The sequence below is a fragment of the Blattabacterium cuenoti genome (assembly GCF_014251255.1).
In the GTDB taxonomy this organism is placed as follows: domain Bacteria; phylum Bacteroidota; class Bacteroidia; order Flavobacteriales; family Blattabacteriaceae; genus Blattabacterium; species Blattabacterium cuenoti_W.
This window is the reverse complement of record NZ_CP059182.1, coordinates 394,567-415,273: the sequence shown is the minus strand read 5'-3', so window position 1 is coordinate 415,273 and position 20,707 is coordinate 394,567. Positions and strand designations below refer to the sequence as shown.

The 20,707-nt window shown below is 26.5% G+C and carries 34 protein-coding genes; all 34 read left to right on the top strand.

Annotation, left to right across the window (positions count from 1 at the left end; all coding sequences use genetic code 11):
- Positions 1-21 precede the first annotated feature (21 nt).
- Positions 22-1,608 (top strand): 2,3-bisphosphoglycerate-independent phosphoglycerate mutase, encoded by a 1,587-nt coding sequence (gene gpmI, locus H0H77_RS01990; RefSeq protein WP_185851410.1) that lies wholly within the window; start codon positions 22-24, stop codon positions 1,606-1,608.
- Positions 1,586-2,413 carry a type I methionyl aminopeptidase gene (gene map / locus H0H77_RS01985; RefSeq protein WP_185851409.1) on the top strand — a complete coding sequence of 276 codons (828 nt, stop codon included), beginning with the start codon at positions 1,586-1,588 and terminating at the stop codon, positions 2,411-2,413. The genes gpmI and map overlap by 23 nt, the downstream gene beginning before the upstream one ends.
- A 55-nt stretch (positions 2,414-2,468) precedes the next feature.
- Positions 2,469-2,846 carry a 30S ribosomal protein S12 gene (gene rpsL, locus H0H77_RS01980; RefSeq protein ID WP_185851862.1) on the top strand — a complete coding sequence of 126 codons (378 nt, stop codon included), beginning with the start codon at positions 2,469-2,471 and terminating at the stop codon, positions 2,844-2,846.
- A gap of 37 nt (positions 2,847-2,883) precedes the next feature.
- On the top strand, positions 2,884-3,366 hold the full coding sequence (gene rpsG / locus H0H77_RS01975) for a 30S ribosomal protein S7 (protein WP_185851408.1): 483 nt from the start codon (positions 2,884-2,886) through the stop codon (positions 3,364-3,366).
- Positions 3,367-3,369: 3 nt separating this feature from the next.
- A complete protein-coding gene (gene fusA / locus H0H77_RS01970; protein ID WP_185851407.1) occupies positions 3,370-5,514 on the top strand; it encodes an elongation factor G in 2,145 nt (714 codons plus the stop codon).
- Positions 5,515-5,530: 16 nt separating this feature from the next.
- On the top strand, positions 5,531-5,836 hold the full coding sequence (gene rpsJ, locus H0H77_RS01965) for a 30S ribosomal protein S10 (protein ID WP_185851406.1): 306 nt from the start codon (positions 5,531-5,533) through the stop codon (positions 5,834-5,836).
- Positions 5,837-5,856: 20 nt separating this feature from the next.
- A complete protein-coding gene (gene rplC, locus H0H77_RS01960) occupies positions 5,857-6,510 on the top strand; it encodes a 50S ribosomal protein L3 (RefSeq protein WP_185851405.1) in 654 nt (217 codons plus the stop codon).
- Positions 6,476-7,111, top strand: a complete 636-nt coding sequence (rplD, locus tag H0H77_RS01955) for a 50S ribosomal protein L4 (protein WP_185851404.1) — start codon at positions 6,476-6,478, stop codon at positions 7,109-7,111. Before rplC ends, rplD begins: the two co-directional genes overlap by 35 nt.
- 28 nt (positions 7,112-7,139) lie before the next feature.
- Positions 7,140-7,436, top strand: coding sequence for a 50S ribosomal protein L23 (locus H0H77_RS01950; protein ID WP_317168001.1), 297 nt, complete (start codon positions 7,140-7,142; stop codon positions 7,434-7,436).
- A 4-nt stretch (positions 7,437-7,440) separates the two neighbouring features.
- Positions 7,441-8,265, top strand: coding sequence for a 50S ribosomal protein L2 (gene rplB, locus H0H77_RS01945; RefSeq protein ID WP_185851403.1), 825 nt, complete (start codon positions 7,441-7,443; stop codon positions 8,263-8,265).
- 7 nt (positions 8,266-8,272) lie between these two features.
- A complete protein-coding gene (gene rpsS / locus H0H77_RS01940) occupies positions 8,273-8,557 on the top strand; it encodes a 30S ribosomal protein S19 (protein ID WP_185851402.1) in 285 nt (94 codons plus the stop codon).
- A 17-nt stretch (positions 8,558-8,574) separates the two neighbouring features.
- Positions 8,575-8,964, top strand: coding sequence for a large ribosomal subunit protein uL22 (locus tag H0H77_RS01935; RefSeq protein WP_185851401.1), 390 nt, complete (start codon positions 8,575-8,577; stop codon positions 8,962-8,964).
- A 54-nt stretch (positions 8,965-9,018) separates the two neighbouring features.
- Complete coding sequence (gene rpsC / locus H0H77_RS01930; protein WP_185851400.1) at positions 9,019-9,741, top strand: 30S ribosomal protein S3; 723 nt, start codon at positions 9,019-9,021, stop codon at positions 9,739-9,741.
- A gap of 6 nt (positions 9,742-9,747) precedes the next feature.
- Positions 9,748-10,158 (top strand): 50S ribosomal protein L16, encoded by a 411-nt coding sequence (gene rplP, locus H0H77_RS01925; RefSeq protein WP_185851399.1) that lies wholly within the window; start codon positions 9,748-9,750, stop codon positions 10,156-10,158.
- Positions 10,159-10,179: 21 nt separating this feature from the next.
- A complete protein-coding gene (rpmC, locus tag H0H77_RS01920; RefSeq protein ID WP_185851398.1) occupies positions 10,180-10,380 on the top strand; it encodes a 50S ribosomal protein L29 in 201 nt (66 codons plus the stop codon).
- On the top strand, positions 10,364-10,636 hold the full coding sequence (rpsQ, locus tag H0H77_RS01915) for a 30S ribosomal protein S17 (RefSeq protein WP_185851397.1): 273 nt from the start codon (positions 10,364-10,366) through the stop codon (positions 10,634-10,636). The genes rpmC and rpsQ overlap by 17 nt, the downstream gene beginning before the upstream one ends.
- 19 nt (positions 10,637-10,655) lie before the next feature.
- Positions 10,656-11,027, top strand: a complete 372-nt coding sequence (gene rplN, locus H0H77_RS01910; RefSeq protein ID WP_185851396.1) for a 50S ribosomal protein L14 — start codon at positions 10,656-10,658, stop codon at positions 11,025-11,027.
- 18 nt (positions 11,028-11,045) lie between these two features.
- Positions 11,046-11,264 (top strand): 50S ribosomal protein L24, encoded by a 219-nt coding sequence (gene rplX / locus H0H77_RS01905; protein WP_185851395.1) that lies wholly within the window; start codon positions 11,046-11,048, stop codon positions 11,262-11,264.
- Positions 11,261-11,818 (top strand): 50S ribosomal protein L5, encoded by a 558-nt coding sequence (gene rplE / locus H0H77_RS01900; protein ID WP_185851394.1) that lies wholly within the window; start codon positions 11,261-11,263, stop codon positions 11,816-11,818. The genes rplX and rplE overlap by 4 nt, the downstream gene beginning before the upstream one ends.
- Before the next feature lie 5 nt (positions 11,819-11,823).
- Positions 11,824-12,093, top strand: coding sequence for a 30S ribosomal protein S14 (rpsN, locus tag H0H77_RS01895; protein ID WP_185851393.1), 270 nt, complete (start codon positions 11,824-11,826; stop codon positions 12,091-12,093).
- A gap of 29 nt (positions 12,094-12,122) precedes the next feature.
- A complete protein-coding gene (rpsH, locus tag H0H77_RS01890; protein ID WP_185851392.1) occupies positions 12,123-12,518 on the top strand; it encodes a 30S ribosomal protein S8 in 396 nt (131 codons plus the stop codon).
- A gap of 18 nt (positions 12,519-12,536) precedes the next feature.
- On the top strand, positions 12,537-13,088 hold the full coding sequence (gene rplF / locus H0H77_RS01885; RefSeq protein ID WP_185851391.1) for a 50S ribosomal protein L6: 552 nt from the start codon (positions 12,537-12,539) through the stop codon (positions 13,086-13,088).
- Between the two features lie 34 nt (positions 13,089-13,122).
- The gene (gene rplR / locus H0H77_RS01880; protein WP_185851390.1) at positions 13,123-13,464 is read left to right on the top strand and encodes a 50S ribosomal protein L18; all 342 of its coding nucleotides are present in this window, start codon (positions 13,123-13,125) and stop codon (positions 13,462-13,464) included.
- A gap of 28 nt (positions 13,465-13,492) precedes the next feature.
- Positions 13,493-14,005, top strand: coding sequence for a 30S ribosomal protein S5 (gene rpsE, locus H0H77_RS01875; protein ID WP_185851389.1), 513 nt, complete (start codon positions 13,493-13,495; stop codon positions 14,003-14,005).
- Between the two features lie 14 nt (positions 14,006-14,019).
- On the top strand, positions 14,020-14,481 hold the full coding sequence (gene rplO, locus H0H77_RS01870) for a 50S ribosomal protein L15 (protein WP_185851388.1): 462 nt from the start codon (positions 14,020-14,022) through the stop codon (positions 14,479-14,481).
- A gap of 9 nt (positions 14,482-14,490) precedes the next feature.
- The gene (gene secY, locus H0H77_RS01865; RefSeq protein ID WP_185851387.1) at positions 14,491-15,900 is read left to right on the top strand and encodes a preprotein translocase subunit SecY; all 1,410 of its coding nucleotides are present in this window, start codon (positions 14,491-14,493) and stop codon (positions 15,898-15,900) included.
- Between the two features lie 127 nt (positions 15,901-16,027).
- A complete protein-coding gene (gene infA, locus H0H77_RS01860; RefSeq protein ID WP_014726678.1) occupies positions 16,028-16,243 on the top strand; it encodes a translation initiation factor IF-1 in 216 nt (71 codons plus the stop codon).
- A 22-nt stretch (positions 16,244-16,265) separates the two neighbouring features.
- Positions 16,266-16,382, top strand: a complete 117-nt coding sequence (rpmJ, locus tag H0H77_RS01855) for a 50S ribosomal protein L36 (RefSeq protein WP_185851386.1) — start codon at positions 16,266-16,268, stop codon at positions 16,380-16,382.
- A gap of 96 nt (positions 16,383-16,478) precedes the next feature.
- Positions 16,479-16,856: a 30S ribosomal protein S13 gene (gene rpsM, locus H0H77_RS01850; RefSeq protein WP_185851385.1), complete on the top strand. Its 378-nt coding sequence runs from the start codon at positions 16,479-16,481 to the stop codon at positions 16,854-16,856.
- A 6-nt stretch (positions 16,857-16,862) separates the two neighbouring features.
- On the top strand, positions 16,863-17,255 hold the full coding sequence (gene rpsK, locus H0H77_RS01845) for a 30S ribosomal protein S11 (RefSeq protein WP_185851384.1): 393 nt from the start codon (positions 16,863-16,865) through the stop codon (positions 17,253-17,255).
- 22 nt (positions 17,256-17,277) lie between these two features.
- Positions 17,278-17,889, top strand: a complete 612-nt coding sequence (gene rpsD, locus H0H77_RS01840) for a 30S ribosomal protein S4 (protein WP_185851383.1) — start codon at positions 17,278-17,280, stop codon at positions 17,887-17,889.
- Between the two features lie 11 nt (positions 17,890-17,900).
- Positions 17,901-18,896 carry a DNA-directed RNA polymerase subunit alpha gene (locus tag H0H77_RS01835; protein ID WP_185851382.1) on the top strand — a complete coding sequence of 332 codons (996 nt, stop codon included), beginning with the start codon at positions 17,901-17,903 and terminating at the stop codon, positions 18,894-18,896.
- Between the two features lie 32 nt (positions 18,897-18,928).
- Positions 18,929-19,390, top strand: coding sequence for a 50S ribosomal protein L17 (gene rplQ / locus H0H77_RS01830; protein WP_185851381.1), 462 nt, complete (start codon positions 18,929-18,931; stop codon positions 19,388-19,390).
- The gene (gene eno, locus H0H77_RS01825) at positions 19,377-20,666 is read left to right on the top strand and encodes a phosphopyruvate hydratase (RefSeq protein WP_185851380.1); all 1,290 of its coding nucleotides are present in this window, start codon (positions 19,377-19,379) and stop codon (positions 20,664-20,666) included. Before rplQ ends, eno begins: the two co-directional genes overlap by 14 nt.
- Positions 20,667-20,707: the final 41 nt, after the last annotated feature.

Sequence of the window (20,707 nt, the reverse complement as noted above, 5' to 3'; positions counted from 1 at the left end):
AAAAAAATTTGGTTTTTTTTTATGAAAAAATTAATATTAATTATATTGGATGGATGGGGAATTACTTCTTGTAAAAAGAGTTCTGCTATTTATCAAGCATATACTCCTTTTATTGATTCTTGTTATTTTAACTATCCTTTTAGTCAATTACATGCTTCTGGTTTATTTGTAGGACTTCCAGAAGGACAGATGGGAAATTCAGAAGTTGGTCATATGAATTTAGGATCTGGACAAAGGATTATCCAAAATTTAGAAAAAATAAATAATTCTATTAAGAAAGGAGTTTTTCAAAAAAAAGTCAGTTCTATTTTTGACTATGTAGTTTGTTCTGGTAAAAAAATTCATTTTATTGGTTTATTATCTGATGGAGGTGTTCATTCACATATAAATCATCTTTTTCATTTGCTAAAAATAGCACATACTAAAAAAGTAAAAAATGTTTTTGTACATGCATTTACAGATGGACGCGACACTTCTCCAAAAAATGGAATTTTTTATATTCAAAACCTTTTTCAGGTTATGAAACAAACTGTTGGGCAGTTATCTTCTGTTATTGGAAGATATTATTCTATGGATCGTGATAAAAAATGGGAAAGAACTAAAATAGCATATGATGCTATGGTCCATTCAAAAGGAAATTATAGTAATAATATTATTCAATCAATTGAAAAATTATATAGTAAAAAAATAACGGATGAGTTTTTACCTCCTTTAATAAGAGTTGATGATTTTGGAAATCCTATTTCTAGAATAGAAGAAGGAGATGTTGTTTTTTGTTTTAATTTCCGTTCAGATAGATCTAGACAAATTACGGAATATTTAACAAATTATTTTGATGATAATAATGACGTAACAAAAAAAAATACTATAAATAAAAAAAGAAAAAAACTTAATTTATATTATGTGACTATGACTTGTTATAATCCTAAATATAAAAAAAATGTTTATGTTCTTTTTGAAAGAAAAAATTTATTAAATACTTTAGGAGAAGTATTAGAAAAAGAAAATAAAAAACAAATTCGCATTGCTGAAACGGAAAAATATCCACATGTTACTTTCTTTTTTTCAGGAGGACGTGAAGCTCCTTTTAATGGAGAGACTAGAATTTTATGTCAATCTCCCAAAGTATCTACTTACGATTTAAAACCTGAAATGAGTGCTGAAAAAATTGTAAATCAGATAATTCCAATATTGAGAAAAAAAGAAGCGGATTTTATATGTTTAAATTTTGCTAATCCAGATATGGTAGGACATACTGGTAAAATGAAAGAAACTATAAAAGCTTGTGAATTTGTTGATAAATGTGTTCAAATTTGTTCTAAAGAAGCCATAAAAAGTTCATATACAGTTATTATAGTTGGAGATCATGGAAATGCAGATTACATGATAAATTCTGATAAAACTCCTAATACTTCTCATACAAATTCTTTGGTTCCTTTTTTTCTTTTAAATGATGCATTAAAAATGAAAAAAAATATTTTAAAAAAAGAAGCTATTTTATCAGATGTTGCTCCTACTATACTTCAGTTGATGAATTTACCTAAACCTTATAATATGACTGGAAATTCTATTTTAATAAAAAAAAATGATCCACTTAAAAACTATTGAGGAAATAATTTTAATAAAAAAAAGCGCATTTTTAGCTTCAAAAACATTAGGAATGTTAGCTGGAGAAGTTAAACCTGGAGTTAATACACTTTATTTAGATAAACTTGCTGAAAATTATATAAGAGATCACGGTGGAACTCCAGCTTTTTTAGGATTATATAATTTTCCAAATACTTTATGTGTTTCTCCTAATTATCAAGTAGTTCATGGAGTTCCTAATAAAAATCCTTTGTCTGAAGGAGATATCTTATCTATAGATTGTGGAGTATATATGAATGGTTTTTATGGAGAACATGCTTATACTTTTGAAGTAGGAAAAGTATCAAATACCGTAAAAAAATTTCTTGATTGTTCTAAAAAATCTCTCTACATTGGAATATCTAAGTGCAAACATGGAAATCATGTTGGAGATATTGGATTTTCTATACAATCTTGTGTAGAAAATCATGGATATAATGTCGTAAAAGATCTTGTAGGTCATGGATTAGGAAAAAAAATGCATGAAGATCCACAAATTCCTAATTTTGGAAAAAAAGGAAAAGGTTTGGAATTAAAAGAAGGTTTTGTTCTTTCTATAGAACCTATGGTTAATAAAGGATCTGCGGAAGTTTCTTTTCATAAAGATGGATGGACTGTGACGACATTAGATAAATCTATTTCTGCTCATTTTGAGCACAATGTAGCTATTGTTGATGGATTACCATGCTTACTTTCTACTTTCCGTTATATTTACGAAAAACTTCATATCCAATCTTTGGAAGAAGAACCCTTTCAAAATGAAAAAATTTATATAGATCATTTTTAATGCTATTTTAATTTTTTTTTTTTTATATTGTTTTTTCTGATTGAAAAAAAATAAAATGCCTACAATACAACAATTAATTAGAAAAGGAAGAACATCTGTTTCTAAAAAAAGAAAATCTATAGCATTAGGGTTTTGTCCTCAAAAAAGAGGTGTTTGTACACGTGTATATACTACTACACCTAAAAAACCAAATTCTGCTATGAGAAAAGTAGCTCGTGTTCGTTTTACAAATGGAAAAGAAGTTATCAGTTATATTACTGGAGAAGGTCATAATCTTCAAGAACATTCTATAGTATTAGTAAAAGGAGGAAGAGTAAAAGATTTACCTGGAGTGAAATATAAAATAGTACGAGGAGCTCGTGATACAGCTGGAGTAAATGGAAGAAAAAAAAGTAGAAGTAAATATGGAGCTAAAATTCAAAAAAAAAAATAATTGAAAAATAACGATTATCATTCTTACTACTAAGACAATGAGAAAAGTTAAAAAGAAAATAAAAATATATTTTCCAGATCCTAAGTTTAATGATACTTTGGTCACACGTTTTGTGAATCATTTAATGAAAAATGGAAAAAAAAATTTAGCATATAAAATATTTTATGATGCTATTAAAAAAATAGAAAAAATTAAAGGGGAAAAAGAGGAGAGATCTGCATTAGAAATATGGAAAGAAGGATTAAAAAATGTAATGCCTCATGTAGAAGTTAGAAATCGTCGTATGGGAGGATCTAATATCCAAATTCCTATTTCTATTTCATCTAGTAGTAAAATAACAAAAGCAATGAAATTACTTATATCTTGTGCTTCCATTAGAAAAAATGAGAAGACAATGGCACATAAATTAGCTTGTGAAATATTAGATGCTTTTAAAGAACAAGGTGAAGCGATCAAAAGAAAAGAAAATATTCATAAAATGGCTGAAGCTAATAAAGCATTCTCGCATTTTAGATTTTAAATTATGGCAAAGAATTTAAGGTATACAAGAAATATTGGAATCGCAGCGCATATTGATGCAGGAAAAACTACTACTACAGAAAGAATTTTATTTTATACAGGAATAAATCACAAAATAGGAGAAGTTCATGATGGAGCTGCCACTATGGATTGGATGCTACAAGAACAAGAACGTGGAATTACTATTACGTCAGCAGCAACATGTTGCGAATGGACATATAAAAAAAATAAATATCAAATTAATATTATTGATACTCCGGGACATGTTGATTTTACAGTTGAAGTAGAAAGATCCATGAGAGTTTTAGATGGAATGGTTGTTTTATTTAGTGCAGTAGATGGAGTAGAACCTCAATCAGAAACGGTATGGAGACAAGCAGATAAATATCATATTCCTAGAATTGCATTTGTAAATAAAATGGATAGACAAGGTGCTGATTTTTTAGATGTTTGTTTACAAATACAAAAAATGTTAGGAGCAAATTCTGTTCCTTTACAGATCCCTATTGGATCTGGAGAGAATTTTATAGGAGTAGTGGATTTAATATCCAATAAAGCTATTGTATGGGATGATAGTAATTATGGAATGACATATAAAGAAGTTCCTGTTCCATATAAGATGAAAAATATAGTAAATGATTATCATCATAAATTGATTGAATCGTTATCTGAACATGATGATACAATTATGGAAAAATTTTTGTATGATAATTCTTCTCTATCTGAAGAAGATATAATTTCTTCTTTGCATAAGAATACAATAAAAATGAAAGTAATTCCTATTTTATGTGGTTCTTCTTTTAAAAATAAAGGAGTTCAAGCAATGTTAGATGCTATTTGTCGTTATTTACCTTCTCCTCTTGAAGTTAAAAATATTGTGGGAATTAATCCTATTAATCAAATGAAAGTTACTAGAAAACCTAGTGATAATGAGCCATTTTCTGCTTTAGCTTTTAAAATAGCTAGTGATCCTTTTGTAGGACGTTTGGCATTTTTTAGAGTTTATTCTGGAAAAATAAATTCAGGATCATATAGTTTTAACACAAGATCAGGAAATAAAGAACGAATTTCTAGAATATATCAAATGCATGCTAATAAACAAAATCCTATTTCAGAAATAGGAGCTGGAGATATTGCCGCTGTTGTAGGATTTAAAGATATTAAAACAGGTGATACATTATGTGATGAAAAATTTCCAATTTTGTTAGAAGATATTTCTTTTCCTGATCCAGTAATAGGGATAGCCATAGAACCAAAATTGAAATCAGATATAGATAGAATGAGTTTTGCTTTATCTAAATTGATGGAAGAAGATCCTACTTTTCAGGTTCGTACAGATAATTATACCGGTCAAATTATTATTTCTGGTATGGGAGAATTGCATTTGGAAATTATTTTGGATCGTATGAAAAGAGAATTTAAAGTTGAAGTTAATCAAGGAAATCCACAAGTTGAATATAAAGAGGCATTAAAAAATTCAGTGGAACATAGGGAAGTTTATAAAAAACAAACAGGAGGAAAAGGAAAATTTGCAGATATACTTTTTAGATTAGAACCGGGAAAAAACAAAGGATCTGGTTTAGAATTTGTTAACAAAATAAAAGGAGGGAACATCCCTAAAGAGTTTATTCCTTCCATAAAAAAAGGATGTCAAGAAATGATGAAAAGTGGTCCTTTATCTGGATATGAAATAGATAGTGCAAAAATAACCATATTAGATGGTTCTTATCATCCTGTTGATTCTGATCAATTATCTTTTGAAATAGCAGGAAAACTTGGATTCAAAAAAGCAGCAAAAAAAACTAAACCTATTTTGCTAGAACCAATAATGAAGTTGGAAGTTATCATTCCAGAGGAAAATATGGGAGACATTATAGGAGATTTGAATCGTAGAAGAGGAATTGTTCAAAATATGATAAATCGTAGTAGTAGTCATCATACTAACAACAATAATATTAAAGTTATTCAAGCTTTAGTTCCTTTATCAGAAATATTTGGATATGTTACTACATTACGTACTTTTTCTTCTGGAAGAGGAACATCTTCTATGGAATTTTCTCATTATGAAGAAGTTCCGTTAAATATCACCAATAGTATTATTGGAATTGAAAAGAATTCATTACATGATAAAAAAAAGTCAAGAAAATAATCAATAATTCATTATTATGGGGCATAATATAAAAATTAAATTAAAATCTTATGATTATAATTTATTAGATAAATCTGCAGAGAGAATTGTTAATTCTGTTCTTCCAACTGGAGTTGTTTTAAATGGGCCAGTTCCTTTACCTACAGAAAAAAAAGTGTTTACAGTATTACGTTCCCCTCATGTAAATAAAAAATCAAGAGAACAGTTTTTATTACCCACTCATAAAAGACTTTTACAAATTCATAATGCTTCCTCTAAAACAGTAGATGCTTTGATGAAATTAGAATTGCCTAGTGGAGTAGAAGCGGAAATAAAAGTATAAAATATAAAACAAAAAATAAAATGTTTGGAGGAATAGGGATAAATCTTGGAATGACAAATCTTTTCTCTGAAACAGGAGAAAGTCTTCCATGTACAATTGTAAAAATAGGACCATGTTATGTTGTTCAAATAAAAACTATAGAAAAAGATGGTTATTGTTCAGTTCAATTAGGAATGATTGATAAAAAAGAAAAAAAAACAACTAAATCTTTACAAGGTCATTTTAAAAAAGCAGGAATTCTTCCAAAAAGGAAATTACTAGAATTTAGAGGGGATTTTTCTTCTAATTTTAAATTAGGAGATAAAATAGATGCGAGTTTTTTTGAAGAAGGAGAATTAATAAATATAAAAGGAATTTCTAAAGGTAAAGGATTTCAGGGAGTAGTAAAAAGACATAATTTTTCAGGAGTAGGAGAAAGAAGTCATGGACAACATAATCGTTTGAGAGCTCCTGGATCAATAGGAGCAGGTTCTGACCCTTCACGTGTTTTTAAAGGCAAAAAAATGGCTGGAAGAATGGGAGGAAAAAATGTTACTATTAAAAATTTAAAAATATTAAAAATAGACATTGATCAAAATATTTTGATTATAAAGGGATCTGTTCCAGGAAATAAAAATTCATATTTAATGATAAAAAAAAATGGAACTAAAAATTTTAGATATACAAGGAAATGATACAAATAGAAAAGTGAAAATAGATAATTCTTTTTTCTTTTTTGGAAAGAATTATTCTTATGATCATTCTATTTATTTAGAAATAAAAAGGTTTTTATCCGCACAACGTCAAGGAACACATAAATCAAAAGAAAGAGGAGAATTATCTGGAAGTACAAGAAAATTGCATAGACAAAAAGGAACTGGAGGATCTAGAAAAGGAGATATTAAAAATCCTATATTTAGAGGAGGAGGAAGGGTTTTTGGTCCACGTCCAAAACGTTATTTTTTTAAATTAAATAATTTAACTAAAAAATTGGTTAAAAGATATATTATTGGATCCAAATTAAAAACAAATAAAGTAAAAATAATAGAGGATATAAAATTGGAAATTCCAAAAACTAAATTGATATTAAAAATGTTAAGTTCTTTTCAATTAAAAGATAAAAAGTTATTGATGGTAATTGGAAAATATAATAAAAATTTATATTTATCTTCTAGGAATTTGAAGAATTTTCAGTTATTAACTATAGATGAGTTAAATAGTTATTCTTTATTAAATTCTTTATATGTTTTTTTCTCTGAAAACTCTATAAATAAAATACATGGTTTTTGTTTTTGAAATTGATAAAAAAAAAGTATAAAAAGTTATGATTTTTCTAATTAAGCCTTTTATTACAGATAAATCTTCCATTTATAAAATGAATAATTGTTATATTTTTTCTGTTTCTATTAATTGGAATAAAACAGAAATAAAAAAAAAAATAAATGAAATATTTGGGTTTTCTGTAAAAAAAATTAGAACTATGATTTATCCTAAAAAAAATAAATCTAAATATACAAAAAAAGGGGTTTTATATGGAAAAACTAATAGAATAAAAAAAGTTATTATTCAATTAAAAGAAAATCAAATAATTGATTTTTTTGAAAATCAAAAAAAAGATTAATACAATGTCTATTAAAAAATTAAAACCTGTAACTCCAGGTCAAAGATTTAAAATTGTAAATAAATTTGATCAAATTACTGTTTCTTCTCCTGAAAAATATTTGTCAAAAGGAAAATGCAAATCTGGAGGAAGAAATAATTATGGAAAAATGACTATGCGTTATTTTGGAGGTGGACATAAAAAAAAATATAGAATTATTGATTTTAAAAGAAGAAAATTTGGAATATCTGCTATTGTAAAATCTATAGAGTATGATCCTAATAGATCTTCTTTTATTTCTTTAATTCATTATAAAAATGGAGAAAAAAGCTATATTATTGCTATGAATGGATTCAAAATAGGACAAGAAATTATTTCTGGATCTAAAATTCCCTTTAAAATAGGAAATTCCACTTTTTTAAGTGAAATTCCTTTAGGAACTAACATTTCTTGTATAGAAACTAAACCTGGACAAGGTGCTAAAATAGCTAGAAGTGCAGGATCTTATGCTCAATTATTTGCAAAAGATGGAAAATATGCAACTATAAAATTTCCTTCTGGAGAAATAAAAATGGTTCTGATTAATTGTATGGCAACTATTGGAATTGTTTCTAATCCTGATCATCAATTGGAGATATATGGAAAAGCAGGTAAAAACCGTCATTTAGGAAGAAGGCCTAGAACTAGAGGAGTTGCGATGAATCCTGTAGATCATCCAATGGGAGGAGGTGAAGGAAAAGCATCTGGAGGAATTCCTAGAAGTAGAAAAGGGTTTCCTTCTAAAGGATTTAGAACACGTTCTAGAAAAAAGTATTCAAATAAATATATTTTACAAAGAAGAAAAAAATAATATTGTTATGGCTAGATCTTTAAAAAAAGGTCCATATGTATCTCATAAATTATATAGTAAAGTTTTAAAAAATATAAAATCTGAAAAAAAAACTGTTATTAAAACATGGTCAAGACCATCAACTATTTTACCAGATTTTGTTGGACAAACTTTTGCAGTTCATAATGGAAAACAATTTATTAACGTCTATATTACAGAGAACATGATTGGACATAAATTAGGTGAATTTGCTCCTACACGTACTTTTAGAGGACATTCTGGATCTAAAAATAAATTAAAAGTAAAAAATTAAGTTTTAGTTTTGTTTTAATGAAGAACACAAAAAATAATATTGTTTCTGCTTCTTTAAATGGAATTCGTAACTCTCCAAGAAAAATAAGATTGGTGATAAATCTAATTAGATATAAAAATGTACAAGAAGCTTTAGATTTGTTGAGATACAGTTCTAAATGTAAAATTTCTATTTATATAATAAAATTAATTCTTTCTTTGTTATCCAATTGGAATAAGAAATACATAGAAAAATCTATGAGAGATGTTCCTAAGAATTTGTTGTCTTCTTTGTATATCAAAGATATTAGAGTTAATCAAGGAAAAACGTTGAAAAGATTGAGACCTGTTCCTCAAGGGAGAGGTCATAGAATTAGAAAAAGATCAAGTAATGTTGTTATTTATTTAGATAAAAAAATAGAAAACTAAGATAAATGATCTTAAATTTATAAAAAGATAAATAGATTAAATAAAAAAAATGATATGGGGCAAAAAACAAATCCAATTGTGAATCGTTTGGGGATTATTATGGGATGGCAATCTAGTTGGTGTAACAATTATAAAGATAGAATACAAGAAGACTTTAAGGTAAGGAGATATATAGAAGCACGGTTTCCAAAAGGAATTATTTCTAGAATTTTTATAGAAAGAACTTTAAAGTTTATAACCATTACTATTAGAACTTCAAGACCTGCTCTTGTTATAGGAAAGAGAGGAGATGAAGTGGATACAGTTAGAAAAGAATTAAAAAAATTGACTAAAAAAGAAGTTCAGATAAATATATCTGAAGTCAAACGTCCTGAATTAGATGCTCCCTTAGTTGCTAAAGGATTAGTTAGACAATTAGAAAATAGAATTTCTTATAAAAAAGCAATAAAATTATCAATTCTTTCTGCAATAAGAATGAATGCTCAAGGAATAAAAATACAAATGTCTGGTCGTTTAAATGGAGTAGAAATGGCAAGATGTGAATCTTATAAAGAAGGTAGAATTTCTCTCGGAACTTTTCGTGCAGATGTGGATTATCATATGGAAGTAGCTCATACTGTTTATGGAAGTATAGGAGTTAAAGTTTGGATTATGAAAGGAGAAATTTATGGAAAAAGAGAATTGTTTCCGTTATTATTAGGAATACAAAAAAAACAACGTAGTAGATCTTCTTATCATAAGAATAGTAGCAATAGTAATAGAAAAAAAAGATTCTAAATTATTATGTTACAACCAAAAAAAACAAAGTATAAAAAAAAACAAAAAGGACGTATACGTGGAAATTCTACAAAAGGAATTTTTCTTTCAAGAGGATTATATGGAATAAAAGCTTTGGAAGGAGCATGGATTACGTCTAGACAATTGGAGTCAGCTCGTGTGGCTGCTACAAGATATATGAAAAGGGAAGGAAAATTATGGATAAATGTTTTTCCAGATAAACCTGCTACAAAAAAACCACAAGAAGTTCGTATGGGAAAAGGAAAAGGTCCTGTTGAATTTTGGGTTTCTGTAGTGAAACCTGGAAGGATTTTATTTGAAGTAGATGGAGTTTCTATGGAAGTAGCTAAAGAAGCATTAAGATTAGCTGCTCAAAAACTTCCTATAAAAATGAAATTTGTTTTTTATAAACAATAGAAATTAAATTAAGATGAAAATATGAAATATTCAGAATTTTCTTTAGAAGAAATTATAAAAAATATAAAAATTAAAGAAAATAATCTTCAAAAAATGAAAATGTATCATCCTATAATAGAAAAAAAAAAAAATCCTATAGAAATTAGAATGTTAAGAAGAGATATTGCGAGATTAAAAACAGAATTTAATAAAAGAAAAATAGATAATGATAAAAAAAAATAATAAAGAAGATTTTAGCAGTAGAAATGTTAGAAAACAAAGAAAAGGAATAGTATTAAGTGATAAAATGAACAAAACTATTGTTGTTTATGAAATAAAAAAAGTAAAACATAAATATTATGGAAAAAGTATTTTGAAGAAAAAAAAATATATGGTTCATGATGAAAAAAACATTTCTAAAAAAGGAGATTATGTGAGTATTATGGAAACACGTCCTATAAGCAAAAAAAAATGTTGGAGATTAGTTTCAATTTTATGAATAAAAATTTTTAATTTGTATGTTACAACAAGAATCTATGTGTAAAGTATCAGATAATACAGGAGCCAAAGAAGTATTAGTTATTAGAGTATTAGGTGGTACAAAAAAAAGATATGCTTCATTAGGAGATTCTATAGTTGTTACTGTTAAATCGGCTATTTCAGGCGGAAATATTGTAAAAAAAGGTCAAGTTTTTAAAGCTGTAGTTATAAGAACAAAAAAAAAGGTAAGGAGGAAAGATGGATCATATATCAGTTTTGATGATAATGCTTGTGTTCTTATTAATCCTTCAGGAGAAATGATGGGAACTAGAGTTTTCGGGCCAGTTGCTAGAGAATTGAGAGATAAAGAGTATATGAAAATTATTTCTTTAGCACAAGAAGTTTTATGAAATATTAATTTTTTTTTTATGATAAAAAAAGGAGATAAAGTTTCTATTTTATCGGGAAATTATAAGGGGAATACAGGAATTGTATTAAAAGTTTTTCCTAAAAAAAACAAAGCTATTGTCCAAGGAATAAACATAATTAAAAAACATACAAAACCTACTGTAGAAAAACCTAAAGGAGGTATTTTAAAAAAAGAATTGCCTATTCATTTATCCAAATTGAAAAAAGAAAAAGAATGAAGTTTCTAAATAAATTAAAAAAATTGTATAAAAATGAAATTATTCCTTCTTTGGTTAAAAAATTTGGATATCGTTCTATTATGGAAGTTCCTAGGTTAAAGAAAATTGTTCTTCATCAAGGAGTTGGATCTTCTGTTTCATTTGATAAGAAAATGATAGATCATTCTATGAATGAAATAACTACTATTGTAGGACAAAAAGCTATTTTTTGTTATTCAAAACATGATGAATCTGGATTTAAACTTAGAAAAGGAATGCCTATAGGAGTGAAAGTTACTTTGCGAAGAACAAGAATGTATGAATTTTTAGAAAGGTTGATTAACATTTCTTTACCTAGAGTAAGAGATTTTATTGGAGTGAAAATAAGTAGTTTTGATGGATATGGAAATTATAACATGGGAATTTATGAACAAGTGATTTTTCCTGAAATTGATATTGATCAAATAAAAAAAAATATGGGGATGAATATTACATTTGTAACATCTGCCAAAAGTGATATGGAAGCTAAATATCTTTTATCTTATTTTGGAATACCGTTTATAAAAAAAACATAAATAAAATGGCTAAAGAATCTGTAAAAGCAAGACAAAAAAAAAGAGAAAAAATAGTTTTGAAATATGCAAATAAACGTAAGTTTCTAAAGGATTCCAAAAATTATGAACTTCTTCAAAAGTTACCTAGGGATGCATCTCCAGTACGTCTAAGAAACAGATGTTCTATTACGGGAAGATGTAGAGGGTACATGCGTCAGTTTGGAATATCTAGAATTGTTTTTAGGGATATGGTTTCTCAAGGGCTTATTCCTGGAGTAAAAAAAGCAAGTTGGTGATTTATGATAATTATTAGAATTTTTTTTCTATGAATAGAGATCCTGTTTCTGATTTTTTAACTAGCATTAGAAATGCTTGTTTTGCAAAACATAAGCTTTTAGAAAGTCCATCTTCTAAATTGAAAAAGGAAATTACTAAAGTTTTATTTGAAAATGGATATATATTGGATTATAAATTAGAAACAAAAAAAAATAGAGAGTTTATAAAGATCGCTTTAAAATATTACCAAAAAAAAGTGTCTGTTATACAACAAATAATTAGAATAAGCAAACCAGGATTAAGAAAATATTCTAAATGCAAAAATTTTCCTCGTGTATTAAATGGGTTGGGAATAGCCATTATTTCTACATCTTATGGAATAATGACGGATAAACAAGCAAGAATAAAAAAATTAGGAGGAGAAGTATTGTGTTATGTATATTGAAATGATAAAAAAAAATATATGTCTAGAATTGGAAATAATCCAATACATTTTCCTGAAAATGTAGAAATAAAAATTTTAAATAATGAAATTTTTATTAAAGGAAAATTAGGATCTTTAGATTTAAAAATTTCTGATAAAATCAAATTAGTTTTTCATGAGAAAAATAGAAAATTAGTTTTAACTAGAAAAAAAGAAGATAAAAAATCTAAATCTTTACATGGTTTATATCGTGTATTAATTAATAATATGGTAATAGGTGTTTCTAAAGGATTTAAAAAAGAATTAGAATTAGTAGGAATTGGATATAGAGTTTCTAGTAATGGAGGAATATTAGAATTAAATTTAGGATTTTCTCATAACATTATGATGAAGATTCCTAAAGAAATTCTTATAGAAACAAAAATAGAAAAAGGAAAAAACCCTATTCTTATTTTAAAATCTTATGATAAACAACTTTTAGGAATGATTGCGGCTAAAATTAAATCATTTAGAAAACCAGAACCTTATAAAGGAAAAGGAGTTCGATATTTAAAAGAAGATATTCGTAGAAAAACAGGGAAATCTGCTTAAATTTTATGAATTTAATAATCATATTTATATTCTGATGAAAAAAAATAAAAAAATTAAGGAAAAAAAATTCAGAAAGGTTTTTGGGAATTCTAATATTCCTAGAATATCCGTTTTTAGAAGTAATAAATCTATATATGTGCAAATGATAGATGATAACTATGGAAAAACTTTAGTTTCATCTTCTTCAAAAGAAAAAATTTTTCAAAAAGAAAAAAAAACAAAAATGGAATTATCTTATGAAGTAGGAAAACTTTTAGGGGAAAAAGCAAAAATCTTAAATATAAGAAAAGCTGTTTTTGACAGAGGAAGATATTTTTATCATGGAAGAATCAAATCTTTAGCAGAAGGAATTAGAAAAATGGGATTAAAGTTTTAAAAAAAATATTATTTTTTTTATTTTATTTATGGAAAGGAAAAAAAAAATAAAAAATATAGCAGCAGAATTAAGAGAAAAATTAGTGGGAGTTACTAGAGTTTGTAAAGTAACAAAAGGAAGAAGGTATTTTAGTTTTAGTGCTATTGTAATTAAAGGAAATGAAAAAGGAATGGTTGGATACGGATTTGGAAAATCTAAAGAAGCTCCTGATGCTATTCATAAAGCAGGAGAAAAAGCAAGAAAAAGTTTATGTAAGGTTTGTGTATCAAATGGAACTATTTCTCATGAACAAGAAGCCAAATATGGAGGGGCACATATATTGATAAAACCAGCTTCTGATGGAACTGGAATTATTGCAGGAGGGACTTTAAGAGCTGTTCTTGAAGCTGCAGGGATAAAAAATATTTTATCAAAATCTAAGGGATCGTCTAATCCTCATAATGTTATTAAAGCAACAATTAAAGCGTTAAGTCTTATAAGAAATGTACAAACAATTGCAAAGCAAAGAGGAATTTCTATTAAAAAAGTATATAATGGATAAAATTTTATTTTTTTATGATGTTAAATTCTTTAAAACCAAATAAAAAATCAAAGAAAAAGAAGTTAAGATTAGGAAGAGGACAAGGATCTGGAAAAGGAGGAACTTGTGGAAGGGGACATAAAGGAGCAAAATCTCGTTCTGGTTATTCTAGAAAATTTGGATTTGAAGGAGGTCAGATGCCTCTACAAAGACGTATTCCTAAATACGGATTTAATAAAAAGAAAAAGAAAAAAAAATATTCTTGTATTAATTTGGAAACGTTGCAAAATTTGGTAGATAGAAAAAAAATATCTGAAAAAAATATTATAGATAAAGAAATTTTAGTAAAAAAGAATTTTCTTCGTAAGAATGAATCTCTGAAAATTTTAGGAAAAGGAAAGTTGTTATCTCCACTAAAAATTCGCGCGTCTAAATTTAGTAAGAAAGCTATTCTTTCTATAAAGAAAGTAGGTGGAGATGTTTTACTATGCAAGTAAAAATAAAATATGAACAATTTTTTAATTACGTTTTATAATATTTGGAATGCAAAAGAATTACGTAAAAAAATAATAATAACTTTAAGTTTTCTATTAATATATCGTTTTGGAGCATATATTCCTATTCCTGGAATTAATCCTTTAGGAATTAGTGATTTTTTAAAAAATTTTAATTCAGGATCTAAAGGTCTTATGCAAATTCTTTCTTCTTTTACTGGAGGAGCTTTCAATCGTGCTTCTGTTTTATCACTTGGAATTATGCCTTATATATCAGCTTCTATTATCATTCAACTAATGTGTATTGTAATTCCTTATTTACAAAGGTTACAAAAAGATGGAGAAAGTGGGAGAAAACAGATTGGTCTTATGACAAGATGGTTAACTTTAGGTTTATGTTTAATACAAGCTCCTGTTTATCTTATTTCTCTAACACAACAATTTATTCCATTTTCATATTCTGTTTTATTAAATACTTATCTTATTAACATAAGTACTTTTTATGGAAAAACTTTATTTTGGTCAATTGGAATTATAGTATTAACATCTGGAACTTTATTTACTATGTGGCTAGGTGATAAAATCACAGATAAAGGAATAGGAAATGGAGTTTCTTTAATTATTATGTCTGGAATTGTAGCTCGTTTTCCAGATGCTATTTCCAAAGAAATACTTTCTAAAGTAAAAATTGGAAATAGAGGATTTGTTATTTTGTTTTTTGAGTTTTTATTATGGTTATTGGTTATTCTTTTTTCTATTCTTATTATACAAGCAATTAGAAAAATTCCTGTACAATATGTTTCACATTATAAATCTTTTAGTTCTAGTTTTTCTAATTCTATTCAAAAAAGACATCAGTATATTCCATTAAAAATGACTGCTGCAGGAGTTATGCCTATAATATTTTCTCAGGCAATTATTCTTTTTCCATTAACTTTTTCTGATTATTTTCAAAATGAAAAAATAAGAAATTTTTTTCATCTTTTTAAAGATATTTATGGATTTTGGTATAACTTAGCTTTTTTTTTATTAGTAATAATTTTCACTTTTTTTTATACAGCTATTACTATTCCAGTAAATCAAATGGCGGATGATTTAAAAAGAAATGGAGGACATATTCCAAAAATAAAACCTGGAAAAGAAACTGCAGAATATATAGATCATGTTTTATCTAATATAACCATTCCTGGATCTGTTCTTTTAGCCATTATTGCAATATTACCATCGATAGCTTATCGTAGTATAGGAATTACTCAAAGTTTTGCATTATTTTATGGAGGAACTTCATTACTAATTGTAGTAGGAGTTATTTTAGATCTTATACAACAAGTTGATATATATTTATTGAATTATTATTATGATGGACTGATGATGATGAGAATTAAAAATAGAAACAACAATAAATTTATATATAATAAATAGCAGTAATAATCATACTACTAATATCTATATAATATAAAATAAAAATAATTAAAAATTGTTAATTTTTATTTGTTTTTTTTTTATATTTATTGTTTGATAGAAAAAAAATTCAAAAACTTTTTTGTTTATGGCTAAACAGAAGCATATTGAAGTGGATGGAACTATTATTGAATCATCACCAAATGCAATGTTTCGTGTTGAATTAGAAAATGGATGTATTGTAAAAGCTCATATTTCTGGAAAAATGAGAATGCATTATATTAAAATATTGCCAGGAGATAAAGTAAGATTGGAAATGTCTTCCTATGATTTAGAAAGAGGAAGAATTACATATAGATATTAAATCAATATAAAAAAAAATAATTATGAAAGTAAGAGCTTCTTTAAAAAAAAGAACTGATAATTGTAAAATTATTCTTCGTAAAGGACGTTTGCGTATTATCAATAAAAAAAATCCAAGATTTAAACAAAAACAAGGATAATAAGTAAAGTAGAAATATAATTTTTATTTTTTATTTGAAAATTGAAAGGATTTTATGTTTTATGATTTAAAAAATATTTTAACATAGTTTTTTCCTATGGCTAGAATTTCTGGTGTAGATATTCCAAAATACAAAAGAGGTGTTATAGGTCTTACCTATTTATATGGAATAGGGAGGAGTTTATCAAAAAAAATACTGTCTCATGTTGGAATTGATGAAAATAAAAAAGTAATGGATTGGTCGGATGAAGAGATTAGTAATCTTAGAAAATATATATCAACTAATATCACAATTGAAGGAGAATTAAGGTCAGAAACTCAGTTAAATATTAAAAGATTAACAGATATTGGATGTTATATAGGAATTAGACATAGAAAGTGTTTACCCTTAAGAGGTCAAAAAACTAAAAATAATTGTAGAACTAGAAAAGGAAAAAGAAAAACTGTAGCTAATAAAAAGAAATCAGTAAAATAATTTTTAATGGGAAAATCATCATCATTTGTAAAAAAAAAGAAATCAGTTGTAGTAGATTCATTTGGAGAAGCTCATATCCAATCTACATTTAATAATATTATTATTACTTTAACAAACAAAAAAGGTGATGTTATTACTTGGTCTTCTGCTGGAAAAATGAATTTTAAAGGATCCAAAAAAAATACTCCTTATGCAGCTCAAATGGCAGCAGAAAATGTAGCAAAGGAAGGACTAAATGCTGGAATAAAGAAAGTAGAAGTTAAAGTTAAAGGGCCAGGATCTGGTAGAGATGCGGCAATAAGGGCATTAAGTAATTCTGGTCTTGTAGTAACATTAATAAAAGATATTACTCCATTACCCCATAATGGATGTCGTCCTCCTAAAAGGAGAAGAGTTTAATTCAATTTTTTTTTATTTCTTTATGGCAAGATATATAGGACCAAAAACTAAAATATCCAGAAAATTTGGAGAATGTATATATGGAGAAGACAAATATTTTGAAAGGAGAAAATATCCATCTGGTGAACATGGAAATAATAGAAGAAGAGGAAAACGTTCTGAATATTTTATACAATTATTAGAAAAACAAAAAGCAAAATATACTTATGGAATATTAGAACGTCAGTTTGAAAAATTATTTTTAGAAGCTTCAAGAAAAAAAGGAGTCACAGGGGAATTATTGTTACAAGCATGTGAATCTCGTCTTGATAATGTTTTTTTCAGATTGAAATTTGCTCCTTCTAGATCTTCTGCACGTCAAATCATCTCTCATAGACATGTTATGGTAAATGGAAAAATTGTTAATATTCCATCTTTTAGATTAAAACCTGGAGATAAAATTGAAATTTCAGAAAAGTCGAAAAAACATCCCGTTATATTAGAATCAATAAAAAAAAAGGTGGAAGGAACGTTAGTAGAATGGTTAGTTTTAGATGAGAAAAATCTGTTTGGAATATTTAGAATGATTCCAAAAAGATCTCAAATTCCAGAAAATATCAAAGAACAGCTAATTGTTGAATTGTATTCAAAATAATATAAATTTTTATGGCTATTCTAGATTTTGTTAAACCTGATCGGATTACAACATCCGAATTTTCTGATTATAAAGGTATTTTTCACTTAAAACCTTTAGAGCCTGGTTACGGACTCACATTAGGAAATGCATTAAGAAGAGTCCTTTTAGGTTCCTTAAAAGGATTAGCAGTTACTTCTATTAGGATCAAAGGAGTGAAATATGAATTTACTACTATAGAAGGAGTCGTTGAAGACGTTACTGAAATTGTTTTAAATTTTAAAAAAATTCGTTTGAAACGAAAAGTTTCTGGTATTTCTAAAGAAATAGTTAACGCGAATATTGATAGTTTTTGTGAACAAGTAACTGGAAAAATGCTAAACGAATTTATTTCTAGTTTTCAAATTTTGAATACTGATTTAATAATTTGTAATAAAAATAATAATATTCCATTAGAAATAAGTTTTACTATAGAAGAAGGAAGAGGATATGTTCCCGCAGAAGAAAACAAAAAAAATAATGATTTAATTGATACTATTCCTATAGATTCTATTTATACTCCTATTAAAAATGTAAAATATACAATAGAAAATTGTCGTGTAGGTCAAAAAACGGATTTTGAAAATCTTTTATTGGAAATAAAAACAGATGGATCTATTTGTCCTAAATATGCTTTAATGGAAGCTTCTAAAATATTAATACAGTATTTCTCTATTTTTTCTTACGAAAAAATCGGAAAAAAAGAAAATGAAAAAATTCATAAAGAAAAGAAATATGATGAGGAATATTTGAGAATGCGTACTTTATTAAAATCCAAATTGAGTGAAATGAATTTATCTGTTCGTACAAAAAATTGTTTAAAATCTGCCTCTATAAAAACTATAGCTGATTTGGTTCGTTGTACAAGAAGTAATATGTTAAAAATGAGGAATTTTGGAAAAAAATCATTAGAAGAGTTAGAAACTCAAATGAAAGAAAAAGGATTATCATTTGGAATGGATATATCTAATTTTAAATTAAAAAAATAGATTGTATTTGTTGTCCAATTAATTCGATAACAATGAATCATAAAAAAAGAAATAATCATTTAAGTAGAAAGTTTGGACATAGAAAATCTATGCTTTCTAATATGTCTTCTTCTTTAATTAAAAAGAAAAGAATTTTTACAACTTTAGCCAAAGCTAAAGCATTAAGAAAATATATAGAACCAATTATCACTAAATCTAAAATAAATACAACTCATTCAAAAAGAAATATCTTTTCATTATTAAGAGATAAAATAGCTGTATCGGAACTTTTTAAAAATACTTTTGAAAAAGTACGAGCACGTTCTGGTGGATATACAAGAATTATAAAAGTTGGATTTCGTTTGGGAGATATGTCTAAATATTCTATGATTGAATTAGTAGATTTTAATAATTTTTATCGTGATAATGATAAAAAAAATATAATAAAATCTGTAAGACGTAGTAGAAATAAAAAAAATAATAAGAAGAATAAAAATAATCATGAGCAAAATTAAAAGTATTAAAGCGAGACAAATATTAGATTCAAGAGGAAATCCTACTGTAGAAGTCGATGTTATTACTCATAATAATATATTGGGACGTGCGTCTGTTCCATCTGGTATTTCAAAAGGAAAAGAAGAGGCAGTTGAATTACGTGATGAAGGAGAGTCTTTTTTTTTAGGAAAAGGAGTTTTTAAAGCTGTTCAAAATGTTAATAAAATTATTGCACCTGAATTAATTGGAAAATCTGTTCTAAACCAAGAAGATATTGATCGTCTAATGTTAGATTTGGATGGGACTAAAAATAAAAAAAGATTAGGAGCTAATGCTCTTTTAGGAATCTCTTTAGCTGTAACAAAAGCAGCTTCAGAAGAATTAAAACTTCCCCTTTACAAATATATGGGAGGAATTTCTTCAAATATTTTACCAGTTCCTTTAATAAATATTATAAATGGAGGAAAACATTCGGACTCTTCTATTCCTTTTCAAGAATTTATGATTATTCCTATAAAAGCAAAAAATTTTTTTGAAGCTATTCAAATGAGTCATAAAGTTTTTTATTCTTTAAAGGACATTTTGTATAAAAAAGGATTATCTACGAATCTTGGTGATGAAGGAGGATTTTCTCCAAATTTTAGTAAGATAGAAGATATTTTAGACAATATTTTAGAGGCTATACATAAATCAGGCTATGAACCATATGATCATATAGGATTAGCTTTAGATTGTGCAGCTTCTGAATTCTATCAAGATAACCAGTACAATTATTCCAAATTTGAAAAAAAAAAAGAAAGGAAAATAAAGAAATCTAAGGAAGAGCATGTAAATTACTTATCATATTTAATCAAAAGATATCCAATTCTATCTATTGAAGATGGAATGGATCAAAATGATTGGGAAGGATGGAAATTATTAACTCATGAAATTGGAAAAGAAATTCAATTAGTAGGAGATGATCTTTTTGTAACACAAGTAGAAAAATTAAATAGAGGAATAAAAGAAAAGATTGCAAATTCAATTCTGATAAAAGTAAATCAAGTAGGAACGCTTACAGAAACAATAAATACTATAAACTTAGCTAAAAAAAATAAATATAACAGCATTATTTCTCACCGTTCAGGTGAGACAGAAGACCCTTTTATAGCAGATCTTTCAGTAGCTTTTAATACTGGACAAATTAAAACAGGTTCTATCAGCCGTTCTGAACGTACTTCAAAATATAATCAACTATTTCGTATTGAAGAAATGCTTGGAAATAATTCTTATTATCCAGGATGGATTTTTCCATGAAAAAAAAATTGAAATTTATTTAATTATTAATTGACATTTTT